At 43.5% G+C, this 23,064-nt stretch carries 20 protein-coding genes; 7 read left to right on the forward strand and 13 right to left on the reverse strand.

Annotated elements, in window-relative coordinates; genetic code table 11:
* Complete coding sequence (locus tag F6J99_RS11600) at positions 1-1,311, forward strand: ATP-binding protein (RefSeq protein WP_293113053.1); 1,311 nt, start codon at positions 1-3, stop codon at positions 1,309-1,311.
* A 57-nt stretch (positions 1,312-1,368) separates the two neighbouring features.
* On the opposite strand, the gene F6J99_RS11605 is transcribed toward F6J99_RS11600, so the two are convergent.
* Positions 1,369-1,491 carry a hypothetical protein gene (locus tag F6J99_RS11605; RefSeq protein WP_293113054.1) on the reverse strand — a complete coding sequence of 41 codons (123 nt, stop codon included), beginning with the start codon at positions 1,489-1,491 and terminating at the stop codon, positions 1,369-1,371.
* A gap of 54 nt (positions 1,492-1,545) precedes the next feature.
* Positions 1,546-2,373: an ABC transporter permease gene (locus F6J99_RS11610; protein ID WP_293113055.1), complete on the reverse strand. Its 828-nt coding sequence runs from the start codon at positions 2,371-2,373 to the stop codon at positions 1,546-1,548.
* A 180-nt stretch (positions 2,374-2,553) separates the two neighbouring features.
* Between F6J99_RS11610 and F6J99_RS11615 the strand changes: the two genes are divergently transcribed.
* Positions 2,554-2,844, forward strand: a complete 291-nt coding sequence (locus tag F6J99_RS11615) for a hypothetical protein (RefSeq protein WP_293113056.1) — start codon at positions 2,554-2,556, stop codon at positions 2,842-2,844.
* On the opposite strand, the gene F6J99_RS11620 is transcribed toward F6J99_RS11615, so the two are convergent.
* Together F6J99_RS11620 and F6J99_RS11625 are read right to left on the reverse strand one after the other, a co-directional pair.
* Positions 2,816-4,147: a TRAP transporter large permease subunit gene (locus F6J99_RS11620; RefSeq protein WP_293113057.1), complete on the reverse strand. Its 1,332-nt coding sequence runs from the start codon at positions 4,145-4,147 to the stop codon at positions 2,816-2,818. The two genes, F6J99_RS11615 and F6J99_RS11620, sit on opposite strands and share 29 nt — an antisense overlap.
* A gap of 4 nt (positions 4,148-4,151) precedes the next feature.
* Complete coding sequence (locus F6J99_RS11625; protein WP_070396660.1) at positions 4,152-4,691, reverse strand: TRAP transporter small permease subunit; 540 nt, start codon at positions 4,689-4,691, stop codon at positions 4,152-4,154.
* Positions 4,692-4,970: 279 nt separating this feature from the next.
* On the opposite strand from F6J99_RS11625, the gene F6J99_RS11630 reads away from it, so the two are divergent.
* The 3 genes from F6J99_RS11630 (at position 4,971) to F6J99_RS11640 (ending at position 6,017) form a co-directional block, all read left to right on the forward strand.
* Complete coding sequence (locus F6J99_RS11630) at positions 4,971-5,237, forward strand: DUF2281 domain-containing protein (protein WP_293113058.1); 267 nt, start codon at positions 4,971-4,973, stop codon at positions 5,235-5,237.
* Positions 5,238-5,239: 2 nt separating this feature from the next.
* A complete protein-coding gene (locus tag F6J99_RS11635; RefSeq protein ID WP_293113059.1) occupies positions 5,240-5,626 on the forward strand; it encodes a type II toxin-antitoxin system VapC family toxin in 387 nt (128 codons plus the stop codon).
* A 181-nt stretch (positions 5,627-5,807) separates the two neighbouring features.
* On the forward strand, positions 5,808-6,017 hold the full coding sequence (locus F6J99_RS11640; protein ID WP_293113060.1) for a hypothetical protein: 210 nt from the start codon (positions 5,808-5,810) through the stop codon (positions 6,015-6,017).
* Between the two features lie 148 nt (positions 6,018-6,165).
* On the opposite strand, the gene F6J99_RS11645 is transcribed toward F6J99_RS11640, so the two are convergent.
* From F6J99_RS11645 to F6J99_RS11670, 6 genes are all read right to left on the reverse strand, one after another.
* Positions 6,166-6,582, reverse strand: a complete 417-nt coding sequence (locus F6J99_RS11645) for a hypothetical protein (protein ID WP_293113061.1) — start codon at positions 6,580-6,582, stop codon at positions 6,166-6,168.
* A gap of 804 nt (positions 6,583-7,386) precedes the next feature.
* Positions 7,387-7,809: a hypothetical protein gene (locus tag F6J99_RS11650; RefSeq protein WP_293067452.1), complete on the reverse strand. Its 423-nt coding sequence runs from the start codon at positions 7,807-7,809 to the stop codon at positions 7,387-7,389.
* Positions 7,810-7,923: 114 nt separating this feature from the next.
* Positions 7,924-8,346, reverse strand: coding sequence for a hypothetical protein (locus F6J99_RS11655; RefSeq protein ID WP_293067450.1), 423 nt, complete (start codon positions 8,344-8,346; stop codon positions 7,924-7,926).
* A 190-nt stretch (positions 8,347-8,536) separates the two neighbouring features.
* A complete protein-coding gene (locus tag F6J99_RS11660) occupies positions 8,537-9,850 on the reverse strand; it encodes a sigma-70 family RNA polymerase sigma factor (RefSeq protein WP_293113062.1) in 1,314 nt (437 codons plus the stop codon).
* Positions 9,851-10,150: 300 nt separating this feature from the next.
* Positions 10,151-10,369, reverse strand: coding sequence for a hypothetical protein (locus tag F6J99_RS11665; protein ID WP_293067445.1), 219 nt, complete (start codon positions 10,367-10,369; stop codon positions 10,151-10,153).
* Between the two features lie 767 nt (positions 10,370-11,136).
* Entirely contained in the window at positions 11,137-16,548 is a 5,412-nt protein-coding gene (locus F6J99_RS11670) for a caspase family protein (RefSeq protein ID WP_293113063.1), read from the reverse strand.
* A 312-nt stretch (positions 16,549-16,860) separates the two neighbouring features.
* Here F6J99_RS11670 and F6J99_RS11675 point away from each other — a divergent pair, with 312 nt between their 5' ends.
* Positions 16,861-17,265, forward strand: coding sequence for a CU044_2847 family protein (locus tag F6J99_RS11675; RefSeq protein ID WP_293113064.1), 405 nt, complete (start codon positions 16,861-16,863; stop codon positions 17,263-17,265).
* 284 nt (positions 17,266-17,549) lie between these two features.
* Here the strand turns inward: F6J99_RS11675 and F6J99_RS11680 are convergent, their stop codons facing one another.
* From F6J99_RS11680 to F6J99_RS11690, 3 genes are all read right to left on the reverse strand, one after another.
* Positions 17,550-19,106, reverse strand: coding sequence for a calcium-binding protein (locus tag F6J99_RS11680; RefSeq protein WP_293113065.1), 1,557 nt, complete (start codon positions 19,104-19,106; stop codon positions 17,550-17,552).
* Positions 19,107-20,086: 980 nt separating this feature from the next.
* Positions 20,087-20,590 (reverse strand): DUF1772 domain-containing protein, encoded by a 504-nt coding sequence (locus tag F6J99_RS11685; RefSeq protein ID WP_075901003.1) that lies wholly within the window; start codon positions 20,588-20,590, stop codon positions 20,087-20,089.
* A 32-nt stretch (positions 20,591-20,622) separates the two neighbouring features.
* Positions 20,623-21,036: a GFA family protein gene (locus F6J99_RS11690; RefSeq protein ID WP_075901005.1), complete on the reverse strand. Its 414-nt coding sequence runs from the start codon at positions 21,034-21,036 to the stop codon at positions 20,623-20,625.
* A 491-nt stretch (positions 21,037-21,527) separates the two neighbouring features.
* Between F6J99_RS11690 and F6J99_RS11695 the strand changes: the two genes are divergently transcribed.
* A complete protein-coding gene (locus F6J99_RS11695; RefSeq protein ID WP_293113066.1) occupies positions 21,528-22,484 on the forward strand; it encodes an alpha/beta hydrolase in 957 nt (318 codons plus the stop codon).
* The last annotated feature ends 580 nt before the right edge of the window (positions 22,485-23,064 follow it).

Genomic DNA, 23,064 nt, shown 5'->3' on the forward strand with positions numbered 1-23,064 from the left:
ATGGACACCCATTCCCTAAAAATCTTGCTAGTAGAAGATAACCCAGCTGATGCGGATCTTCTCCAAATCATTTTAACTGATGCCCAAGAGATTCAGTGGTCACTGGTGCAGGTAGAAAAGTTACAAGATGCTATTGATTCCCTGAGTAAACATCATTTTGATATAGTCTTGTTAGACCTATCGTTACCGGATAAACAGGGATTGATTACGGTAACAAAAACCCACGAGGTAGTACCGGATTTACCCATTGTGGTGTTAACGGGTCTAAATGATAGAGTGACCGCCCTAGAAGCATTACGAAAAGGAGCACAAGATTATTTAGTCAAGGGCAAAATTGATAGTGAATTGCTGATCCGCACAATTCGCTATGCCATTGAGCGAGCCAATACTATGAAGCAGCTTCGACAAAGTGAGGAGCAATTGCAACGACTCAATGAAGAATTAGAGCATCGCGTTGCGGAACAAACCGATGAATTAAGGCAAAAAAATCAGTACCTGCAACAGGAAATTTCAAATCGGAAGTCCTTGGAAGAAGAACTTCGTCAGGCGTTGAATAAAGAAAAAGAACTCAATGACCTCAAATCTCGGATTGTTTCTGTCGTTTCTCATGAATATCGCACTCCACTAGCCACCATCCTCTCTTCGGCAGAATTATTAGAACATTACAGTCATAAATGGTCTGCGGAAAAAAAGCGACGTCATTTGCAGCGGATTCAAACCACGGTTCAACATCTGACTAAGTTAGTGAGTGATGTACTGCTATTCAGTAAAGCTGAGGCAGGAAAATTGGAATTCAAACCCTTACCTATGGATTTGTTAGCCTTCTGTCAGGAAATTGTCGAAGAATTTCAACTCACAGCTAAGCCTGGCTTGACTATTAACTTTAACTGTACAGATAATTCAGAGCAAACCTCCTGCTGTATTAATCAGGATTGCTTTGACAAAGCTTATCTAGATGAAAAACTTTTGCGGCAAATTCTGTCTAATTTGCTCTCCAATGGGATTAAGTATTCACCGGATGGGGGTGATATCCAATTTGATCTGATCATCAGTGAACATAATACTATGTTCCGGATCCAAGATTCTGGAATTGGCATCCCCCCAGAAGACCAAAAACGATTATTTGAGGCTTTCCAGCGCAGTAGTAATGTTGGTACTATCTCTGGTACCGGACTAGGATTAGCAATTGTCAAAAAATGTGTCAACCTCCACGGTGGTGAGATTTGTGTAGACAGTGAAGTGGGAATTGGTACAGCCTTTACGGTCACATTGCCATTACACTCATCCCGTTATTCAGGTGTTAAGTCTTAGGTTAATGGTGGTAAGTCGTTAACCCTTAATATCTAGTCTAATATCATGTCAGGATAATTACCCTGTCTTGATGCAGTCGCTCATGGGGGAAACCCCCAAGACCGCGCTGCATCGCTTAATAAAAATCTCCCCCATCTCCCCATCTCCCCATCTCCCCATCTCCCCGCGCCCGGTCCCCACACTTTTATTATGGGTATTCAACCGAACTTGATATAAGGGTGTAAGTGTACCTAATCAGTCTTGCTGGTGAGCGAATTGGTGAGCACCAAACAGAGAAAGTGCGATCGCAAACCCCAGCAGAATCGGTATCGCATACCAGGGAAACTCGGACAGGGGTAAGTAAGCAGCAGCCCGGAGTCCAGTGCTGGTATAACTTAGAGGCAATAGATAGACAATCACTTTTAGGGCTGTAGGTAAGGTCCCTGGGTCAAAAAACGTTCCACCTAGGAACGACATCGGAACAATTAAGAAGTTGTTGAAAAGACCAACCATTTCCAAGGATTTGACATTCAATCCCACTATCACCCCTAAACCGGCAAACACAGCACAATTAAGCACTAGCAACAACAGAAATAAGGGATTGAGAAAACTCCATACTTTCCCAGTAAACAGCACTGCTACCAAAATCACTGAACCAGATGTCATTAATCCCCGCAAAATCCCCGCCATCATTTTACCGACATGCAAGGCTAAGGGATGCACTGGCATCAACAAGGTTTCCTCAAAGGTTTTCGTGTATAGCCGATCACCGCAAATAGAAAAGGTAGTGCCAGCAAAGCTAATGGTCATAGACGACAGCGCCACCATTCCTGGCAGAATAAATTCTAAGTAGGATTCACCAACTGCGGGAGTCATGGTCTGATCTAAGGTACTCCCTAAGCCGAGACCAAATGCCAATATGTAGATCACTGGGGAGATTAGCCCACTAGCAACGACTTGCTTGACTCGCACCCGTAACTTTAGCCAGTCCCCCCACAAAACCGTGAGGCTATCTGTGACTATAGTCGGTAACTGGGACCCTTTTATAGTGTTTTGATGGGGCAGTGATAGATTGGATTTCACAGTATCCGTTTAAATTAAGTTAATTTTCCTTTACATTAATAAATATTACTACCGACTACCACAAGATTCTATCCATGAGTTCGTAGGGTGCGTTAGGGGCGGGCTTGCCCTCATTTTCCGACTCTTCGCGCCTGGTTGGCACAGCCCGCCCCGTAACGCACCACCCAAGGGCTTGCCCTGATGTTCAACACTGAGCCCCTACTTGGCACAGCTCGCCTGGGAATTGTAACAGGCAAGATGCCTGTTCCACTCCCGACTCCCGACTCCCGACTGGGAATTGTAACAGGCAAGATGCCTGTTCCACTCCCGACTCCCGACTCCCGACTGGGAATTGTAACAGGCAAGATGCCTGTTCCACTCCCGACTCCCGACTCCCGACTGGGAATTGTAACAGGCAAGATGCCTGTTCCACTCCCGACTCCCATTAACCTAGATTTTCAAATCAAGTACTCAAAGATGGCAAGAAGCTGACTATACCAGGAAAGGCAATAATCAACACTAACACCAGCAGTTGCAACAGGATAAAGGGAATCGCACCTCGGTAAATTTCCATGGTTTTCACCTCTGGTGGGGCGACACCCCGTAAATAAAACAGAGCAAAGCCAAAGGGTGGTGTCAGAAATGAGGCTTGGAGATTGGCTCCGATAATTACCCCGTACCAGACTAAGTCAAGGTTAAGCTGTTGAGCCACTGGAGCAAACAGCGGTACTACAATAAAGGCAATCTCAAAAAAGTCTATAAAGAAGCCTAGTAGGAAAATAGTTAACATACTGACTACTAGGAAGCCAATGTAACCACCGGGAAGGTTTAACAGCATCGCTTCCATTACGCGATCGCCATTCAAGCCACGAAACACTAAACTAAATGCTGTTGAACCCAGCAATATAAATATCACCATGCTGGTAATCCGCATGGTGGCATCAGAGCTCTGTCGCAGGGATGGCAAATTCAACTGACCATTCACACCAGCTAATACTATTGCGCCCAGGCAACCCACAGCCCCTGCTTCCGTTGGAGTAGCAATCCCAAAAAAGATACTGCCCAATACTAATAGAATTAACAATAACGGTGGTACCATTGATTGGATCACCCGCTTTCCTAAGGCTTTGCCACTGATATCTCGCACTTCTAGTGGTAGGGCTGGTGCTGCGTCTGGCTTGAGCCATGCTACAATGATCACATGAATGGCAAAGGCCCCAGCCATCATTAAACCAGGAATCACGGAACCGATAAACAGGTCTCCTACGGAAATTCCTAACTGATCCGCTAATACCACCAGTACTACACTCGGGGGGATAATCTGTCCTAATGTACCCGATGCCACGATTACCCCAGTGGCTAGTTCTTTGTTATAACCGTAGCGCAACATAATTGGGAGGGAAATCAGTCCCATGGCCACTACTGTTGCGGCAACGACTCCAGTAGATGCGGCCAGCAACGCACCTACAATTACCACCGCTAAGGCCAATCCCCCTCGCAGCCGTCCAAACAGAATTCCCATGGTTTCCAACAGCTGCTCAGCAATGCCAGATTTTTCTAGCATGGAACCCATAAAAATAAAGTAGGGCACGGCTAGGAGAGTGTAGTTGCCCATGATGCCGAAAATCCGCTGGGGCATAGCGGTCATGAAAATCGGGTCAAAGATACCCAAACTCACTCCTATGATGGCAAACAAAATTGCCACCCCACCTAGGGAGAAGGCTACCGGGTAGCCGATGGAAAGTAATACTAAGGCACCGCCAAACATGGCTGGACCTAACCAGTCATAACCCATGGTTTTAGTCCTCCTCCTGGGGTGCCAAATATCCAGCAAAAATTGCCCAGTTTTTGATCGCTTCTGAGATTCCTTGAAGAATCAGCAACCCAAAGCTGACAATAATCATGGATTTAATTGGATAACGGGGTAACCCTCCTGGATCTGGGGACATCTCTTGAATCGTCCAGGAATTAACAATTGCTCCCCAAGAAAAATAAATTACCATGATGCAGAAGGGAATTAAGAACAATAATGTCCCAATTAAATTAGCGATCGCTTGAGCCTTTGGCTTCAAACTCTTATAAAAAACATCCACTCGCACATGGCCATTATGCTTGAGAGTGTAAGCCGCCCCCAACAGGAACACTAAGTCAAACAAGTACCACTGAGTTTCGATAAACCCATTAGAACTTAAATTTTCTCCTATAAAACGTCCCAAGTAGCGACCAACGACATTCCACACACCAATCATGATCATCAGTGGCAAAATCCAGTAGGTTAAGCGACCGATTCTCTCGTTGAAGCTATCAATTACTCTAGAGATACGTAATAGTTGTTGCAATAGCCACACTCCTCACTTACCAGCTATTGGAATGATATTTTAACATAGCACTTCCCAAGTCGCTAAGTAGCTGGATAAAAATAAACATCCCTTTATTAAGTTGTGTAAAGTTACCAAAAATTCCTCTGTTCCCTGGTCCCTGCTCCCTGTTCCCTATTTCAACAGTTAATTTTACTTTTGTCCGACTACTTATTCCATCAAGACATTGTGCCCAAGAAGAGATAAGATTAGATAAGTTCTATCCAAGCAAAATAATAAGTGTTTGATGAAAGGATAGTGATGAATTACCAGACGATAGGTTTACCTCAAGAATTCCTGAAAAGCTTGCAGGCATTGCCACCACAGCAACAACGCATGGTGTTTGATTTTGTCGAGTTTCTGGCTCTCAAGTATGTTGAATCTGAGCCAAGTCAATCTCAGGCTCCTCGGATTTCAGGCTTGCTAGAAGGACAAGGATGGATCAGTGATGATTTTAACGAGCCTTTATCTGATGAATTTTGGTTCGGTGAGAATGATCCATTGTCAGATCAGTCTCAGGCAGGTTAATAATGAGACTACTATTGGATACTCATACGTTGATCTGGTGGACGGTAAGTGAAGGGAAGTTATCGGAACAGGTTAAAAGTTTACTGGCTGATAGGCAAAACGACTTGTTCTTGAGTTTGGTTAGTGTCTGGGAAATGCAAATCAAACTCCAACTTAACAAATTATCATTTAACTTTCCACTGGCTGAGATGTTGGAAAGACACCAGCAGACAAATGATTTGTACTTTTTACCAATTGAGTTAGATCATATCTATGCATTAGCAAGTTTACCATTACAGCATCGCGATCCTTTTGACCGACTTCTGATCGCTCAAGCTGTTGTGGAACAGATGCATTTGTTGAGTATAGATTCTGTTTTTGATGCTTATCCAATCCAGAGGCTATGGTAGAAAGCAGCCAATGGCATCATATTATCGGTGTTTAACAATAGCATTTTTATCATCTCTAACCTGCGGAATTATAACTTTACCCAATTTGATAAACACCGATGCTCTAAATAGAAAACCTTGCAATCCATCCACGTTGCACAAATCGCGGCAACTCAGACGCTACATTAATGGTTATTTTAGAATGAATAATGTAGAATTGGGAATTGGGAATTTAGAATTGGAAATTCTGCCTTCTGACTTCTGCCTTCTGCCTTCTGACTTCTGCCTTCTGCCTTCTGCCTTCTGCCTTCTGCCTTCTGCCTTCTGCCTTCTGCCTTCTGCCTTCTGCCTTCTGCCTTCTGCCTTCAACCTTCAACCTTGGCCTTTGGCCACGCTACGCGAACAACCTTAAAACCTTGGCCTTTGGCCACGCTACGCGAACAACCTTAAAACCTTGGCCTTTGGCCACGCTACGCGAACAACCTTAAAACCTTGGCCTTTGGCCACGCTACGCGAACAACCTTCAACCTTGGCCTTTGGCCACGCTACGCGAACAACCTTCAACCTTGGCCTTTGGCCACGCTACGCGAACAACCTTCAACACTCTGCGAGCACAATCGCTCCAATAACTCCTTCGGAATAGTCTCAAAATCCTCCAACAAAAAATCCATAATCGCCAGATGGCGCAACTGACCAGGAGTGGGAGGGTAACAGCGACGACTGGTGGAAAACCAGCCATTAACCGTGTGAACAGAACAGGAGCAGATCAAAGCAATATCTTCGTGAGTTACGTCCCACTTCTGGTAGAACCGTTGCGGTGTCATGCCCAATTCCAAGTAACTAATTTGCTCTCGCTCCGTGATGGGACAGGGATAGGAATTTTCCTGCTTCGGTTCCGTCTGTTGTCCAAGCTGTTCAAGACCCTCCATTGCTTCACGATAATCGATGGGATGATGTATAAATCGTTTGTTTGCCATTATGATAGAGTTACCTAAACTGTAGTTTGGGAAAGAGCCGCGCTTGTGGCCGGTCAAGCGAAAAGCGCGGCTTTTTTTGGGATGTTTATAGTATAAACATTGGCTAGGGTTGTTGTCAAGTGGAAAATCAAAAAAATTGAGACAACTTATAAATTTTTTAATAATTTTTTACTTGTAAATAATTAGGAGGTAGTAGTTAGTAGTTAGGAGTTAGTAGTTAGGAGTTAGTAGTTATAAAGGTGGATAATTTACTGCATCCCCATAAGGAAAGAATAAAATTGATTCTTTATTCTGTCTCCTATCTCCTGTCTCCTGTCTCCTGTTTGAGTTAGTAGTTAGGAGGGAGGAGTTAGGAGGTAGGAGTATTGAGGTAGGAGTATTGAGGTAGGAGGTAGGAGTATTTAGGTAGTAGGGAGGAGTATTGAGGTAGGAGGTAGGAGTTATAAAAGCACATACCAACAAGGCTAAAACCTTTATCTGTCAATGCTTTGAGAGTTAATCAGCAAGATCTATAGTTATCACCCGGTCTAACCCGACCAGAGTAAGGCGTTCGCGTAGCGGCGACCTAGGAGAATCGCACTTGGTCCGATCCCAGGCACGAAATAAAATGTTGGTTGGGTTAGACGAATGTGAACTACCCCGACGTCAACGAAGTAAGTCGGGGTAGTTCACTTACCAATTCTCTGTAACAATGTGCTTAATCATTGCCTTGCTATTTCTGTGTAATCACGCCCATAACAGCTGCTGTATTAAGCGCATTTTCCTAGAGAATTGGTAATCGATCATTTTTTTTTTGTCAGTCCCTTACGCGTCCAATATCAGCGGAAAGATCTGGATTTCAGCTTTTCCTTCATTGGGATCAGTACTCCATGTGGTATCTTTTCGCTCAGGCCAGTTCATATACTCCACTATTGGATAAACATATCCTGTAGTGTCCTCTGCATAGAAAGCCATTGTTTTCGGCAGCCAAAGGTCATCACCTTTGATGATCAGAACCATAGTCTGGAAGTAGTATAAATTCTCCGGCATGTCTAGAGAGTATGCAATCGCTTTGCCTTGTTCCCGATGCACTGTATCGAGTTGGAAAGTCTTAATTTGCGGGGTTCTATCTTGTCTTGGCACGTCAGAGTATAGGGTGTATAATTCTAGAGGACTACTAGATTCGCTCCATTGAGACCTGGATGTAATCGCCAGAAAATGAAGGGTTTTGATTCTTGGTACAGACATTGTGTATTTACTTCTCCTTTCGGTTTTGTTTGTCTACATCCTTAAGACGATTTCGCCGATAAATTTCTGAATTTTTGCGCTAACTAAAAGGATCATTTATTTTTTGGAAGTCCCTTACACGTCCAGTAGCAGGGGAAAGATCTCGATTTTAGCTTTTCCCTCCTTCGGATCAGTACTCCATGTGGTATCTTTTCGCTCAGGCCAGTTTATATACTCCACTATTGGATAAACATATCCTGTAGTGTCCTCTGCATAGAAAGCCATTGTTTTCGGCAGCCACAGGTCATCACCTTTGATGATCAGAACCATATTCTCGAAGTAGTATAAATTCTCGGGCATGTCTAGAGAGCATGCAATCGCTTTGCCTTGTTCCCGATGCCCTGTATCGAGTTGGAAGCTCTTAATTTGCGGCCCTAGATCAGGTCTTTGCACGTCATAGGATCGGGTGTCTAATTCTAGAAGACTACTAGATTCGCTCCATTGAGACCTGGATGTGATCGCCAGAAAATGAAGGGTTTTGATTTTTGGTACAGACATTGTGTATTTCCTTATCCTTTCGGTTTTGTTTCTCTACACCGTTAAGACGATTTTTAAGACGATTTAGCCGAGGAATTTAGGAATTTTTGCGCTAACCCAAAGAACAATTTAGGTGCGCTTGACCCATTAAGAATTAAATTCGCTCAAGGTGCGCTTTCCAATGGCCGGGGAACCCGGCCTTGGGTCGCACCTATCGGCAAAGCCGACGCGGGGCGCGTTCGGGTCGCACCTCAGGAAATGAATTTTGAATTTTGATAGTTTTTTCAGCTGTCGGTGGGCTTCTCGGACTCTCGTGGCTCCCTTTTCGGATGATCAATCTATCACCTAGATCAGAAACCAACTCACTCCTATCCCTCACAAACTTATGACTTGGGAGTGAACATTGGAAAGGCAAAATTAACTTAGAAAATAGGGTAGTAGCATTGACACTCCCCTTCCTTTCACAAAGCGCCGCCTCAACACACCGATAACCATCTTTATTTACTTCTATATTTACTTCTAATTTGAAGTCCAGATAATTACCCTTAATAAAAATCTCCCCATCTCCCCATCTGCCAACACTCCCCACACTCCCCACACTCCCCACACTTTTATTATGGGTATTCAACCGCACTTGATCTAAGGTCTCCTCAGAAGTAGCCGCAACAGGAACCGACTCAGAGTGCTGCAGTGATCGGCGTTTCGGCAAAGCCGACGCTACGCGAACGCGAAGCGTGGCCAAAGGCCTCAGCCGCGCCAAAGGCGATCGCACTTCTTCACCCACAACACTCTCCACTTCCTTTACCGCAACAGATGATGTCACCGTATCGCCCACAATCGCTTCAACTTCCCCATTCTCCTGGGACATTTCCCCAATTGCTGACTCTGTTGCCTCATTAGTTGGCGTAACCGATAATTCCCTATCAGTCTCATCCTCGCCGATAAAATATCCCCTCAACTCCTCTCGCAGAATGGCCCGCGCCTGGGAGATGCGCTTGCAGACATTTTGGTAGGAAATCTCTTGCTGTTTGGCTATCTCTCGATGAGACAGTTCTTGAGAAAAGTGCAAGATAAACGTCTGGTGCAGCCGACCAGGTAAGTTATCAATGGCACGGCGGATAGCAATCTTTTTCTCGTCTGTCTCCAAAGCCCTTTGTGGGGTATCGTCACAGAAAACTAATCCTTTTTCCTCTGGAATCCCTTCTATATCCTCAACATGGTTAGCGCTGCGACAATGTTCTCGATGAATATCCACGCAGAGATTATGAGTCAGCTTTGTCAGCCAAGCCTTAAAATTAGCAATTTTCCCCCTAAATTTTTGCACCTTCTCCCATGCCTTGATCATCGCCCGACTCAGGGCATCTTCAGCATTAGTAGGGTTTCCACCCATCCACCTGAGACAGCGATGATAGAGATAGTCTCGATATTGCTGCCATTGCTGCCAAAACTCTTTCTGTGAAAAGTGATGGGATTGGCTCAATGCAGTGGAAGTAGAAGTGGCTTCTAATGGAATATCTGACATCATAATTGCTCAACTTGTAGTAAATTCTAATCAAATTGACGTAAGCATATGGGCTAGATCACAGCGTCGAAGCCTGTGCCACGCACGCTACTTGAGGTGCGTTCAGTGGTCAGCGAACAGCGGTCAGCGAACAGTGGTCAGCTGACGTAACAGAGATTAAACCAATGCTTACGTGTTGTCTTGATCCCAAGCGCGAGTGGAGAGGGGCTGCGTGGGTCACCTGCCTCCGCACCTTGAAAATCCCGTGGAAACCCCGGCAGTCGCTGATGGGGGGAACCCCCGTGAGGCCACTGCATCGCTTATTCAAAAGCTGTTTGGTGTACCGTGGCACAGGCTTTGACGCTGTGATCCATAACCTGTTCGCGTAGCGTGGCCAAAGGCCTTTAGCACCTCAAGTAGCACCATCTGTAGCGCATTAGCTGTTCGCGTTCGCGAAGCGTCGGCTTTGCCGAAAGCGTGGCCAAAGGCCTTTAGCACCACAAGTAGCGCATTAGCTGTTGGCGTAGCGTGCGCGTAGCGCATTAGCTGAATGCTTAAGATTCAAGAGTATTATGATTGGTTTATTATTATTGAATCTAATAGTGGCGAGTATTTTATCGATGAATATAAAAAGGTAGCACTTTCAAAATCCCGTTCTAAACATCCAAGTGAGTACAATTACTTGGTTAAAAGAGACAATCTTAATTTCTGGGGTAGAAATAAGATCCATTGTGTTCATGTATTTCTCCTTGTTGTACTTGTCAACACATGTTTCTTGAGCTTGGCTAAGTTTTTCTCTCACCACATTTTTATGATAGCTAGTAATTTTTAAGGCCACAGTACCCCTGAGGGTACTATTACTTCTATAAGTAGTCAGTTGATTGAATGATGGCCATTATAAGGGTTTTTAAAATAGAGGTACCTTGTAGCTATATTGGGTTATCTCCCCCCAGATACTGTTGAGATACCCCCAGTACAAATATCCACAGAGCTAATTGCCAGGCCTTAAGTAGCTGGACCAAATAAACCTCGCGGTATTAACTTGTGTAAAGTTGCCAAAAATTCCTCTGTTCCCTGTTCCCTGTTCCCTGTTCCCTATTTCAACAGTTAATTTTACTTTTGTCCGACTACTTATATGCTAGGGGTTTTGTGGATAGGTGATGTCGGTTATATGCCGAGGGTCGATGTAAAGGCAGCTGTTTGCTCGGACTCTATCTTGATAGCGATCGCATCGCACCACCCATTTACCTCATTTTCATCTGTAAGTTCCAGTAACCCCAGTTACAAGCATTAAAAATCATGTAAATTGATTATTTCGAGTCTGGAGATAACTGTTGCGCTACTGTTTTAGGGTCTTTGTCTACTTCCTTTGTCTTTGAATTGAGGTCGATGTCAGGATAGAGTTTTTGTGCTTCTTGATAGACGGAAATAGCCTTCTGTATTTCCCCTTTTCTTGCTAGTTTTCCTCCCTGATGCACTTTGGCTAGTGCGGCTAACAAGTGCACCACTGTTTTTGGATCTTTATCTATTTCCTCTGTATCTGGATTGAGGTCGATGTCAGGATAGAGTTTTTGCGCTTCTTGATAGGCAGAAATAGCCTTCTCTATTTTCCCCTGTTTTGCTAGCCACCGACCCTGTCGTACCTTCCTTTGTGTAGCAAACTGTTGCGCTATTGTTTTGCGGTCTTTATCTATTTCCTTTGTTAATGGATTGAGGTCGATGTCAGGATAGAGTTTTTGCGCTTCTTGATAGGCAGAAATAGCCTCCTTTATTTTTCCCTTTCTTGCTAGTATTGCTCCTTCAATTACCTTAGGTTGTGCGGCTAACAAGTGCGCTACTGTTTTGGGGTCTTTGTCTATTTCCTCTGTATCTTGGTTGAGGTCAATATCAGGATTGAGTTTTTGTGCTTCTTGATAGATAGAAATAGCCTCCTCTATTTTCCCCTCTCTTGCTAGTATCGCTGCCTCTTGTATCTTGGCTGGTGCGGCTAACAAGTGCGCTACTATTTTAGGGTCTTTATCTATTTTCTCTGTATCTGGGTTGAGGTCGATATTAGGATCGAGTTTTTGCGCTTTTTTAAATTTTTTAACAGCATTGTTGAGATTTGGCTCTTTTTGTAAAACAAAATCCCTACCTTGTCTGACTAGAAACTCTGCTTTCGCTTCATCCTCCCAATCGGCATACTTGAGACAGGCTTCTCCTGCTTTATTATCTTTTTTATTATCTTGATGATTTTGAGGCGCAACGAGGTCAGGATGAAATTGCAGCTGATCACATCCCTCTTTTAACAAATTTTGCCAATCTAAACCCAGCCACAAACGCACTGTTTTGTCCCAACTGCTACTGAGAATCTGTTTGCCATCTGGACTAAAAGCGATATCATTGACAGAACCTTTATGACCTTTGAAAGTATGGAGAAGTTTACCGGTTTCTGTGTCCCACAAACGCACTGTGGAGTCCCTACTGCCACTGATAATCTGTTTGCTATCTGGACTAAAAGCGATATCTGTGACAGCACTTGTATGACCTTCTAATGTATGAATTAGTGTCCTGGTTTCTGTGTCCCACAAACGCACTGTTTTGTCGCCACTGCCACTGAGAATCTGTTTGCCATCTCGACTAAAAGCGATATCTGTGACAGAACTAGTATGATCTTTGAAAGTATGAATTAGTTTACCGGTTTCTGTGTCCCACAAACGCACTGTGGAGTCCCTACTGCCACTGATAATCTGTTTGCTATCTGGACTAAAAGCGATCCCATCGACATCATCTGTATGACCTTCTAATGTATGGATTAGTTTACCGGTTTTTGTGTCCCACAAACCCACTGTTTTGTCAAGACTGCCACTGATAATCTGTTTGCCATCTCGACTAAAAGCGATATCAGTGACATCATCTGTATGACCTTCCAAGGTATGGATTAGTTTACCGGTTTCTGTGTCCCACAAACCCACTGTTTTGTCTTCACTGCCACTGATAATCTGTTTGCCATCTGGATTAAAAGCGATCGCATCGACATAATCTGTATGACCTTCTAATGTATGGATTAGTTTACCGGTTTCTGTGTCCCACAAACCCACTGTTTTGTCAAGACTGCTACTGATAATCTGTTTGCCATCTCGACTAAAAGCGATATCAGTGACATAATGTGTATGACCTTCTAATGTATGGATTAGTTTACCGGTTTCTGTGTCCCACAAACCCACTGTTTTGTCAACACTGCCACTGAGAATTTGTTTGCCATCTGGACTAAAAGCGATATCTCTGACATAATGTGTATGACCTTCCAAGGTATGGAGAGGTTGACCCGTTTCTGTGTCCCACAAACGCACTGTTTTGTCAACACTGCCACTGAGAATCAGTTTGCCATCTGGACTAAAAGCGATCGCATCGACATCATCTGTATGACCTTCTAATGTATGGATTAGTTGACCGGTTTCTGTGTCCCACAAACCCACTGTGTTGTCAAGACTGCCACTGATAATCTGTTTGCCATCTCGACTAAAAGCGATATCTGTGACAGAACTTGTATGACCTTCTAATCTATGGAGAAGTTTACCGGATTCGGTGTCCCACAAACCCACTGTTTTGTCTTCACTGCCACTGATAATCTGTTTGCCATCTGGATTAAAAGCGATATCTGTGACAGAACTTGTATGACCTTCTAATATATGGAGAAGTTTACCGGTTTCTGTGTCCCACAAACGCACTGTTTTGTCTTCACTGCCACTGATAATCTGTTTGCCATTTCGACTAAAAGCGATATCTGTGACAGTATCAGTATGACCTTCTAATGTATGGAGAAGTTTACCGGTTTCTGTGTCCCACAAACGCACTGTTTTGTCTTCACTGCCACTGATAATCTGTTTGCCATCTCGACTAAAAGCGATCGCATCGACATCATCTGTATGACCTTCTAATATATGGATTAGTTGACCGGTTTCTGTGTCCCACAACCGCACTGTTTTGTCTTCACTGCCACTGATAATCTGTTTGCCATCTCGACTAAAAGCGATCGCATCGACATCATCTGTATGACCTTGTAAAGTATGGAGAGTTTGACCGGATTCGGTGTCCCACAAACGGACTGTGGAGTCCCTACTGCCACTGATAATCTGTTTACCATCTGGGCTAAAAGCGATCGCATAGACAGCTCTAGTATGACCTTCTAATGTATGGATTAGTTTACCGGTTTCTGTGTCCCACAAACGCACTGTGTTGTCTTCACTGCCACTGATAATCTGTTTGCCATCTGGGCTAAAAGCGATATCATTGACCCTTTCTGTATGACCTTCTAAAAGATTCCTTTCTCGAACCTTATCTAAGGCTGTCAATAAGCTAGAATTAACTTCATTGATTACCTTTGATTCTAAGTATTTTTGCTGGGATAGACTTTTAGCTGTTGCTTCAATAGCTTGGAGCAATTCTTCTGTAGTAGGTTTTACTGATAGAGAATACTTGATCTTGGTAGCTTCTGCTTGTAATTCTGCATTAATTGCCTGTTTACGAAATTTTAAGCCAAAATAAGTCGATACAATTGAGCTTATTGCTACCACACCTATAACAAAAGCAAATAACCCAACCCTTACCCCTTTATTTCTCTTACGCTTCTGAATACTTTGTTTAATAAACTCCTTCCCCAACACAGACAGCAAACCTAATTCAAAATAATCCTCCAAATAATTTTCCGTTTCCGTCAATTTTGCCCCATTAAACAGATAATCTGCCGATTTTCCTTTTATTTTCCACTCTTCAGCCGCCGCCTCAATCTTACGGGCTATTCTCATCCCATCCCGGTTTTCACTTATCCAACTCCGCAACAGACTCCAATGACGAATCAAAGCTTCATGAGCTACATCCACCACTGCTACTCTCTTTGCTTCTCTTCCTTTACCTACCATTTCAGTAGTAACAACTAGCTTTTCATCAGCCAATTTCTGAACTACCGTATCAATAAGTTCTTCGTTATAGCGCTGATTCACTAAATTCGGCTTTAATACTCGTCTGCGGGTATCTTCTGTCCCTTCCCCCAACTGAGTCAGTGCTAGAAAAATATGCTTAACTGCTGCTTGTTTTTCTTCTGAAAATAGCTCATACACCTCAGTCGCCCGTTGACGCAAAGTACCCATCACACCACCCAATTTGACATAGGTGTTGAGCCGCAAACAGTTATCAGTGCTTTCTTCCCACAGTCGTGTCAGGGTATATTGCAGTAATGGCAGATACCCTGGCGCATCGGCTACATCCGCCAGTATTTCTTTCACCAGTCCTGGCTCAATCTCCAATTCTACCTGTTTGGCTGGTTTTACAATTGCCTGTTTTAACTCCTCTGGTGACATGGGCATCACAGCAATTCCATGTTGTTGAATCTGCTGTGCCAAGCCACTATAGTCCTGTTCAAGACATTTACCAAAAAAGTCTGCCCGCATCGTCAATACCAAGCAGAGTTTATCCCCGGTTTTAGGTAAAGCTCCTAATAAGCATTCAAAAAACTGCTGTCTTTCTGAGCTATCCTGACACAAGGTAAAGGCTTCTTCAAACTGATCAACTACTAGTATTAGCCGCTGGGTATCGGTCACAGCGATTAATTGTCTCAACCCTTCAGAACCCTTTTTGATCAAATCCTCGGCTTGAGCTAATCGAGTCGCCCGTTCGATATCAGATAACCCAGAATCTAAAAAGGTTAGTGCTAAGGAATTGAGGGGATGTTCACCGGGCTGAAGGATTTTTATCTGCCAACTTTCACTACCCGATAACCTCCGTCCCAGTTGTAACTGATACAACAATCCCGCCCTAACTACACTAGATTTCCCACTACCAGACGCTCCCAAGACAGCCAGAAAATTACCAACACGCACCTTTTCCAACAATTGATCCGTTAAGGCAGTACGACCGTAGAAATACCTGGCATCTTCTTCCGTACAATCAAAATAAGCCAAACCCTTATAAGGACAGATACTTTTTGCCGAGGCAGCCAACTGTCTTGTTGCTGCTGTCCACCTGCGAGTCAGATTAATCGGTTCACCAGAATTACTAAAAATAGGACGCTGGGGAAAAGCATTCCGTTGTTGAGTGAGTAGATCAACTAAGGAATAGTTAGTTATCCACCGCTGTTGGCTTGGTTCTAATCCCTTGATCAGTGCAGAGGTGAGAACACTATGATTACTCCCAATGTCTTCATAGGCCAGTTCAAAGGCACGAGAAGCAGCAATGAAACACCGGTCTCTGCCTTTACCCCGGTCTCCAGGGTCTGCTTCTTTGAAATTTAGTACCTCTCCGGCATAACAGCAATCTAAAATAATAATCTGCTGCCTTACTTCACTTTCTTGTAGTAGTTCCCGCAACCATTTTAAACGAACACCCCAGTTACCCATGTCCGGGTTTACATCACTAGTTGCCAAAAAGCCTTCTTGTATGCCCTTGCTTTTTCGTAAACCATGCCCAGAAAAATAGAGTAGCGCTGTATCTGGGGGTTTCCCAGTTGGTTTGAACAATTGTACTATGGCGTCTTCTAACTGAGTCAGAGTGACTTTGGTCTTTTTACCAACGCGAATGGTATTATTCTGTTTATCCTTAACTGCCGGGAGTCGCGTTACCTTAAAGTCTCCATACTTTTCTAGTAATTGGGCTACAGCTTCTGCATCCCGCCCAGGTGCCGTTAAATTATTGAGGCGTTCATAGCTGTAGGTATTAATTCCTATTACTAAGGCATTCCGACTCATAACAACCAGCTTTTTTTTAGATAAATAAATAATTAATAGGAATACAATTGTTGTAAGCTATCAGCTATCAGCCGTCAGCTATCAGCTATCAGCTATCAGCTATCAGCTATCAGCTATCAGCTATCAGCTATCAGCTATCAGCTTATTCCCTAGGTCCCAGCGTCGAAGCCTGTGCCACGCTTTTGAATAAAGCAAGTAAACATTTGTTGAATCTGAGTTAAGTCTGCTGACGGCTGACTGCTGACGGCTGACTGCTGACCGCTGTTCGCGTAGCGCTTAAACTCAATACTTACATTTATTAAATACCATACTATGACACAATTAACGCCAATTCAACTAGAGGATGGCACAATTATTTATGTTGAAGCTACAGAAGATTTAGACATTCCTACGGTAAGCAGCCCAGACAACCAAGACGAAGAAGAAGAGGAAGAAGAAGCCCTCACCGACAAGGGCATGAGTCCTCCTGAAAAACTACGACAACAAATAATACAACACGCTCAAACCATTGAAGGGACGATCCGGGCTTACACTATTATTGGCTTAAATGCGTTTAAGAAAAAGCCAATCCCTAATGTTAAAAAAGTTACCCTAGAATTTGGGATAGAATTAGGGGGAGAAGCGGGGATTCCTTATGTTACCAAAGGCACTGCTAAAAGTAATCTTAAGATAACAGTAGAGTGTTCGCTTCCTAAGCAAGTTGAAAATAAAACTTAGTTAAGACAAATTACGCGTTCGCTTTTAGCGGAAGCGAAGCTTCATCCCTTGCAAGTAACTGAACCAGTTTCCGTAGGGTAAACACATTTACCGATGGAGTGCGTAGGCATGTTCAAAGAGAGCGTACGCACTCCATCCTGAACCCCGCTTCACCCTATCCATACTTGGCATAGCGCATCACATTCAGGACTTCCGAACATCTCAATCCCCAGAAGTATTAGTTACATCGGGCAACCCTGATTTCAACACCTACCCCATGTGTTTCTTAGGAGTTAAGCCTGGTTCTAACTCATAAAGTTGGAAATGTTGTTAAGGGCGCTCTCACTTACCCCTTCTACTAAACCTATCGTGCTATTGTTTGCTTCGATAGTAGTTGCGCTAGGAAGTTGGGTGAATGACAGAGCCCCAAAGGTTAGACCATCATCTAATAAGAATTTATCTATACCAACTTCAAAGTCAGTTATAAATTGACTTTGAGTACTTCTCAACACAAATATGTCGGCATCGGAACCACCAGTGAGAGTGTTCAGTGGACCATTACCTCCATCAAGTATATCTTCACCATTACCGCCAACAAGGGTATCAACACCATTACCGCCAACAAGGGTATCATTACCATCACCACCTCGCAGCAGGTCATTTCCAGAGAGACCAGAAAGGGTATCGTTACCACCTTGACCATTGATAACGTCATCCGAGTTGTTGAAGCCAGAGGTGTTGTTATTTAAATCATTGAGGAAGGTTACTGTATTGGGATTAAAGACGGTGCTACGAAGTTGATTCGCATTAACAACATCAAAGCTATCTTGAATTGTCAGATCGTTATCGAACAGTATATTGCCGATGCCTTGTGAAAGGTTATCGAGATCCTCAAGATTAAAGTTTTTCAGAACCACCTTATCACTGCTATTTCCCTCAAAGGTAATCTCTAAGTCACTTCCATTCTGAGTGAGAAGTAAATTTTTTGCGGTCTGTCCTGAATCAGAAAACTCTATGATATCGACTTCGTCAATAACAGCTTGAGATGGGTTTGTCCCAGTGCCAACACCTCCGAAATCAGTAATAATGTCATTCCCTCCACCGAAGGCGTCAAATCTGTCTTGTCCACCACCTCCAATTGCAATGTCATTTCCAAAGCTACCAAAGAAGAAGTCATTTCCAGACCCACCATTAAGAATGTCATCACCTAGACCACTACTAAGAGTGTCATTTCCAGAACCACCGTTAAGGTTGTCGTCGCCAAATCCACCACGAATAGAGTCACTACCGTTCCCACCATTTAATGTCACATTAGGATTAGAGCTTGAGAATAAAATTCCATCGGCGTTGAGAGTATCATTGCCATTTCCACCATTAAGAATGTCATCACCGTCTCTTCGGGTCTCTAGAAGATCATCGCCATCTCCACCATTAAGAGTGTCACTAAGACCTCGGCTCAAGAGGGTATCGTTACCAGAGCCACCGTCAAGAATATCAATTGAAGGTGTAAATCCAGTTCTTATTTCATTGCCATCTCCAAAGAGCTGATCATCACCATCTTCACCAAAAAGGATATTGGTACTTGAAACTCCACTTGTTCCACTAGAAAGAGTGTCATTACCATTCCCACCAAAAATAGTATCTGAGGCGGGTCCACCATCGAGGTTATCATTACCTTCCCCACCAAAAAGGATGTCATTGCCAAAAAAATCATCGATAATATCATTACCCACCCCACCAATGATAGTATCATTGCCACTTTGACCATTGAGAGTATCGTTGCCAAGTTGACCATCAATTAGATCACTACCACCTCCACCATTGAGGCTGTCGTTATTCACAGTACCTGAAATTATTGCCATGGTATTTCTCCTTGATTTAAAACAGTGATAAAAATCAAAACTTATGTTGCTGATATCAATAACAGCACCCTTAAATGACTGATCAATTCAGAACCGAAAGCTGGTTGACTGACAAAAGTTCACATAGGGCGATCGGTGCAGGAATCGGTGTAGCGGTGCGCTACCCTACGAACACTCATCCAAACCCACTGATGGAAGCATCTTTTCCCACTGATGGAAGGTGTTACCTTCTCAAATTGGCTACAAATGTCATATTCTGACTGGGTGACATTACTCAGACAGGATGACAAGCGAAAACTCCCGTATCTATAATGCCCTTCTTAGGTTATTGGGTCAATCCAAACAATGGGCTGATATCAGGTATCTACATACAAGGCGTCTCGATAGTAGTTGGACTAATTCACTCAGGTAGCGTAAATCTGACAAAATGGACTATGTACATCGACTCAAGTCCTGTGTTTGCCCAACCTAAACAGGCAAGGGGTCTCCCGTTATACCCGGAGGGTTAGCGGGAGGGGAATTGCCTGTTTAGGTTGGCTGATCGAGGCCACATTCCGCAGGTGCGATCGCACTCCATCCTGACCCCCGCCTTACCCTATCCATACTTGGCATAGCGCATCACATTCAGCTGAGGGGGCGACATGAGCCCTGAAAAGCTTACTAGATTCTGCTGCTTCACCCGATAGATTATGAGGAACGCACCACCCAAAACCTTTGATATTCATGTTTGTTACCCTAATATTTTCTCTTTAATTGTAAGTGCGATCGTGTTATACTAAGTAAAAAAATATAATCAAAAAAACGTAATTAATCATGACAGCAAATAGCACTAAGCGAAAATCGACTCATAGAAAAAGTTAAAAAACTGTCCCTTGAACAAATATAACAATAATACAGGATATATAGGGTTTTTCGTAGCTATGAGAAACCCTATAGTCTTATTAAAGCGGATTTGGGTACAGACCCCAGATCCAACTTCTTCAAAGTCTGAGTAATAGAATTATTAACAGGCTAGATACCAGGCTGGCAAAGGTTGTCCTGATTGAATTCCATAGGAGCCAACGTGGTTCAAAGTCCATACGAGCCGCTTTTTGTGCAGTTTCATCCATCTCGTCAATATTCAGCGTTTGCAGTTTGTTATTCAAGGGTATGTTAATGGTGAAAGTCGGCAATTGAACAACTAGAAGGTAAGCAAGCACCGCTAAGATTATGAGCAGACGCTCCGCTCCCTCCAATTGCCCGATGCCAAGTATCCCTGAAGCCATTAGAGCCAAGATTGAACCCACCCAGACCAACACAAAAATCGGCTGATTATTCTGAATAATGCCATCCATTACCTGAAAAGCTCGGATAAACTCCCGGTCACTTAAAGTCTTGATACCCGGCATGACTACTACAGCAAAAGCAAACACGAAGCCTGCTACCAGAGAACACAGCAATGTAGCCAAGATCAATGTAATCTGAAAAACTCCTTCTATTGACATGGGAAAACCTCGTCTGTTCTATTGATTCCGAACTATTCTTCCATTTCTTTAAGGGATGCCATGAACTCGGAGCCAGTGAGTCGAGGATGATTACCTGCGAGATCATACAATGCAGGTTTCTTGTCAATGTAAATTTCCCTGGCAAGCTTAAATGGCTTTAAGTCGTCAAAAGTACCCATCCAAAGCACATACAGGTTTGCCTCTTTCAAGTGATAAAAAAGATTCGTGCCACAACGGTTACAGAAACCGCGTTCTGCCCACTCTGATGAATCAAATCGAGTGATGTTCTGCTCACCGTTAAAGCTGACCTGACCAACACTCACTGCAAAACCCGGTCCACCATTCCATCGCAGACAGATATCACAGTGGCAACTATGAACGTCCGTCTCTACCTCTTTGGCGGCATATGTGACAGCACCACATAAACAACGTCCTGTAGCTTCCATTTGAACTTCCTTAAATTGGTGATCAACTTAAAGCTTACATTTAATCAGCTTTCTTGCAGGGATGAAATTGTTACTGGCGGGTGTGCCTTGGGGTGTGCCTTAGGGTAGGTGGGGGCAGTCTGGATGGGGGATTCTATTGATGCACCAGACTCAAAACCAGATCTCAAGTGATTGGACATGGTTTGCAGGATTTTTGCGGAGCGTTCCACAAAATTAAATGAATTTTTCAGAGAATTCAAAAGTCTTCCCTAGTCCCATTAGACTCATATCTTGAGCAGATGACAACGTACTATATAGCGTTTATCATAACTATGAGGTACACATTGTTTTGACTTATTCACTATTATCTGCTCCCTGCTTCCTGCTCCCTGCTCCCTGCTCCCTATTGCCTGTTCCCTGTTCCCTGTTCCCTGTTCCCTAAAACCCATAAATTTGTACCTCATGAGTGTTATAATTTATATAATACCCACAATACTTTTGAGGGATTTGAGATGGCATTGAACTCTTCTACTTCCAGTTCGCCCAATACAGATAATTGGCAAACATCCTTACATAAAGAAGAATTCTACACTTGGCATAATTACCGTTGTGCCTATGAAGTCTATACCCCAACAGATGACAGTGCTAAGACGAAAACTCCTCTACTATTAGTCCATCCTATCGGTGTTGGACTATCACGCTTTTTTTGGCATCGCTTTTGCCAGGAGTGGTTGAACACTGGCAATGGTCATCTAATTTATAATCCCGACTTACTAGGATGTGGCGAAAGCGAAATGCCCCCTGTTGCTTACTACCCTATTGATTGGGCTGACCAGTTACACTATTTTTTAACAACTGTAGTCAAAAAACCGGTGATTATGCTAGTGCAAGGGGCTTTATTAGCTGTGGCACTTACCTTGATCCAAAAGCAAACTGAACCAAATTATATTAAAGGGTTAGTACTCTCAGGTCCTCCGTCTTGGTCTCTGATGACAGCAGAAACTCAATACTGGCAGCAGCGAGTTGCTTGGAATCTCCTCGAATCTCCTTTAGGTAGTGCCTTTTTTCGTTATGCTCGTCGCCGTCAATTCCTGCAAAAGTTTTCGGAAGATAAACTGTTTGCTGAGAGTTCTACAGTAGATAAGGAATGGTTAGATAATCTCCAAAAGGGAGCAATTAATCCAGCTAGCCGCTATGCAGTTTTTTCTTTTTTGGCTGGCTTTTGGCGACAAAACTATCAACAGGCGATCGCTAATACGTCTCAACCTACCCTAGTCGTAGTAGGAGAGCAAACTTCAAGTATTAGTAAGCTGGGTAAATCTGAAACACCAGAAGACCGACTAGCTCAGTATATCAAGCATCTTCCTCAAGGTGAAGGTCGTAAAATTCCTGGTCGTAATGTTTTGCCTTATGAGTCAACCTATGAGTTTGTAAAAGTTGTCGCAGATGCTATTTCTTGGTTTGAGTAGCAATTAAAAGTAATCTTAGAGGATATCTGAAAAGTTTTTTTATACTGAGTTTTGCCCCCCTAGCCCCCCAACTTTGGGGGGAACAAGAGTCAATTTGCTTCTAAAAGTCCCTTCCGGTGCGCTTTCCAATGGGCGAGTAAATCGCCCTTGGGTCGCACCGCAAAATTGGGGGATTTAGGGGGCTTAGATGTTGCAAATGAGACTTCTCAGACAACCTCTTAAGATAACAGTAGAGTGTGAGCTTCCTAAGCCAATTAAAAATCCAACTTAGTTAAGACAAATAGCTCCAGGGTAAACACATTTACCAAAGAAGTCAACATTAGCCGATAGAATGAAATCATTAAAGGACTATAAAATTATTTTACGTCCCGATGACAACTAGCGTTTCTTGCAGTTATGAGGTACAATTATCAAATTCAAAGTCCCCCTTGTTAAGGGCAGGGCTGTTTCAAAGTCCGACTAAAACGTCATTTGTGGGGAGGTGGGGAGATAGGGAGATAGGGAGATAGGGGGGATTAAAGCTAATAAAAAGTTATTTTTAACCTGAAAAAAAACCTCTCCCCAGCACCCCAGCTCCCTT

The sequence above is a fragment of the Moorena sp. SIO4G3 genome (assembly GCF_010692305.1).
Taxonomy (GTDB): domain Bacteria; phylum Cyanobacteriota; class Cyanobacteriia; order Cyanobacteriales; family Coleofasciculaceae; genus Moorena; species Moorena producens_A.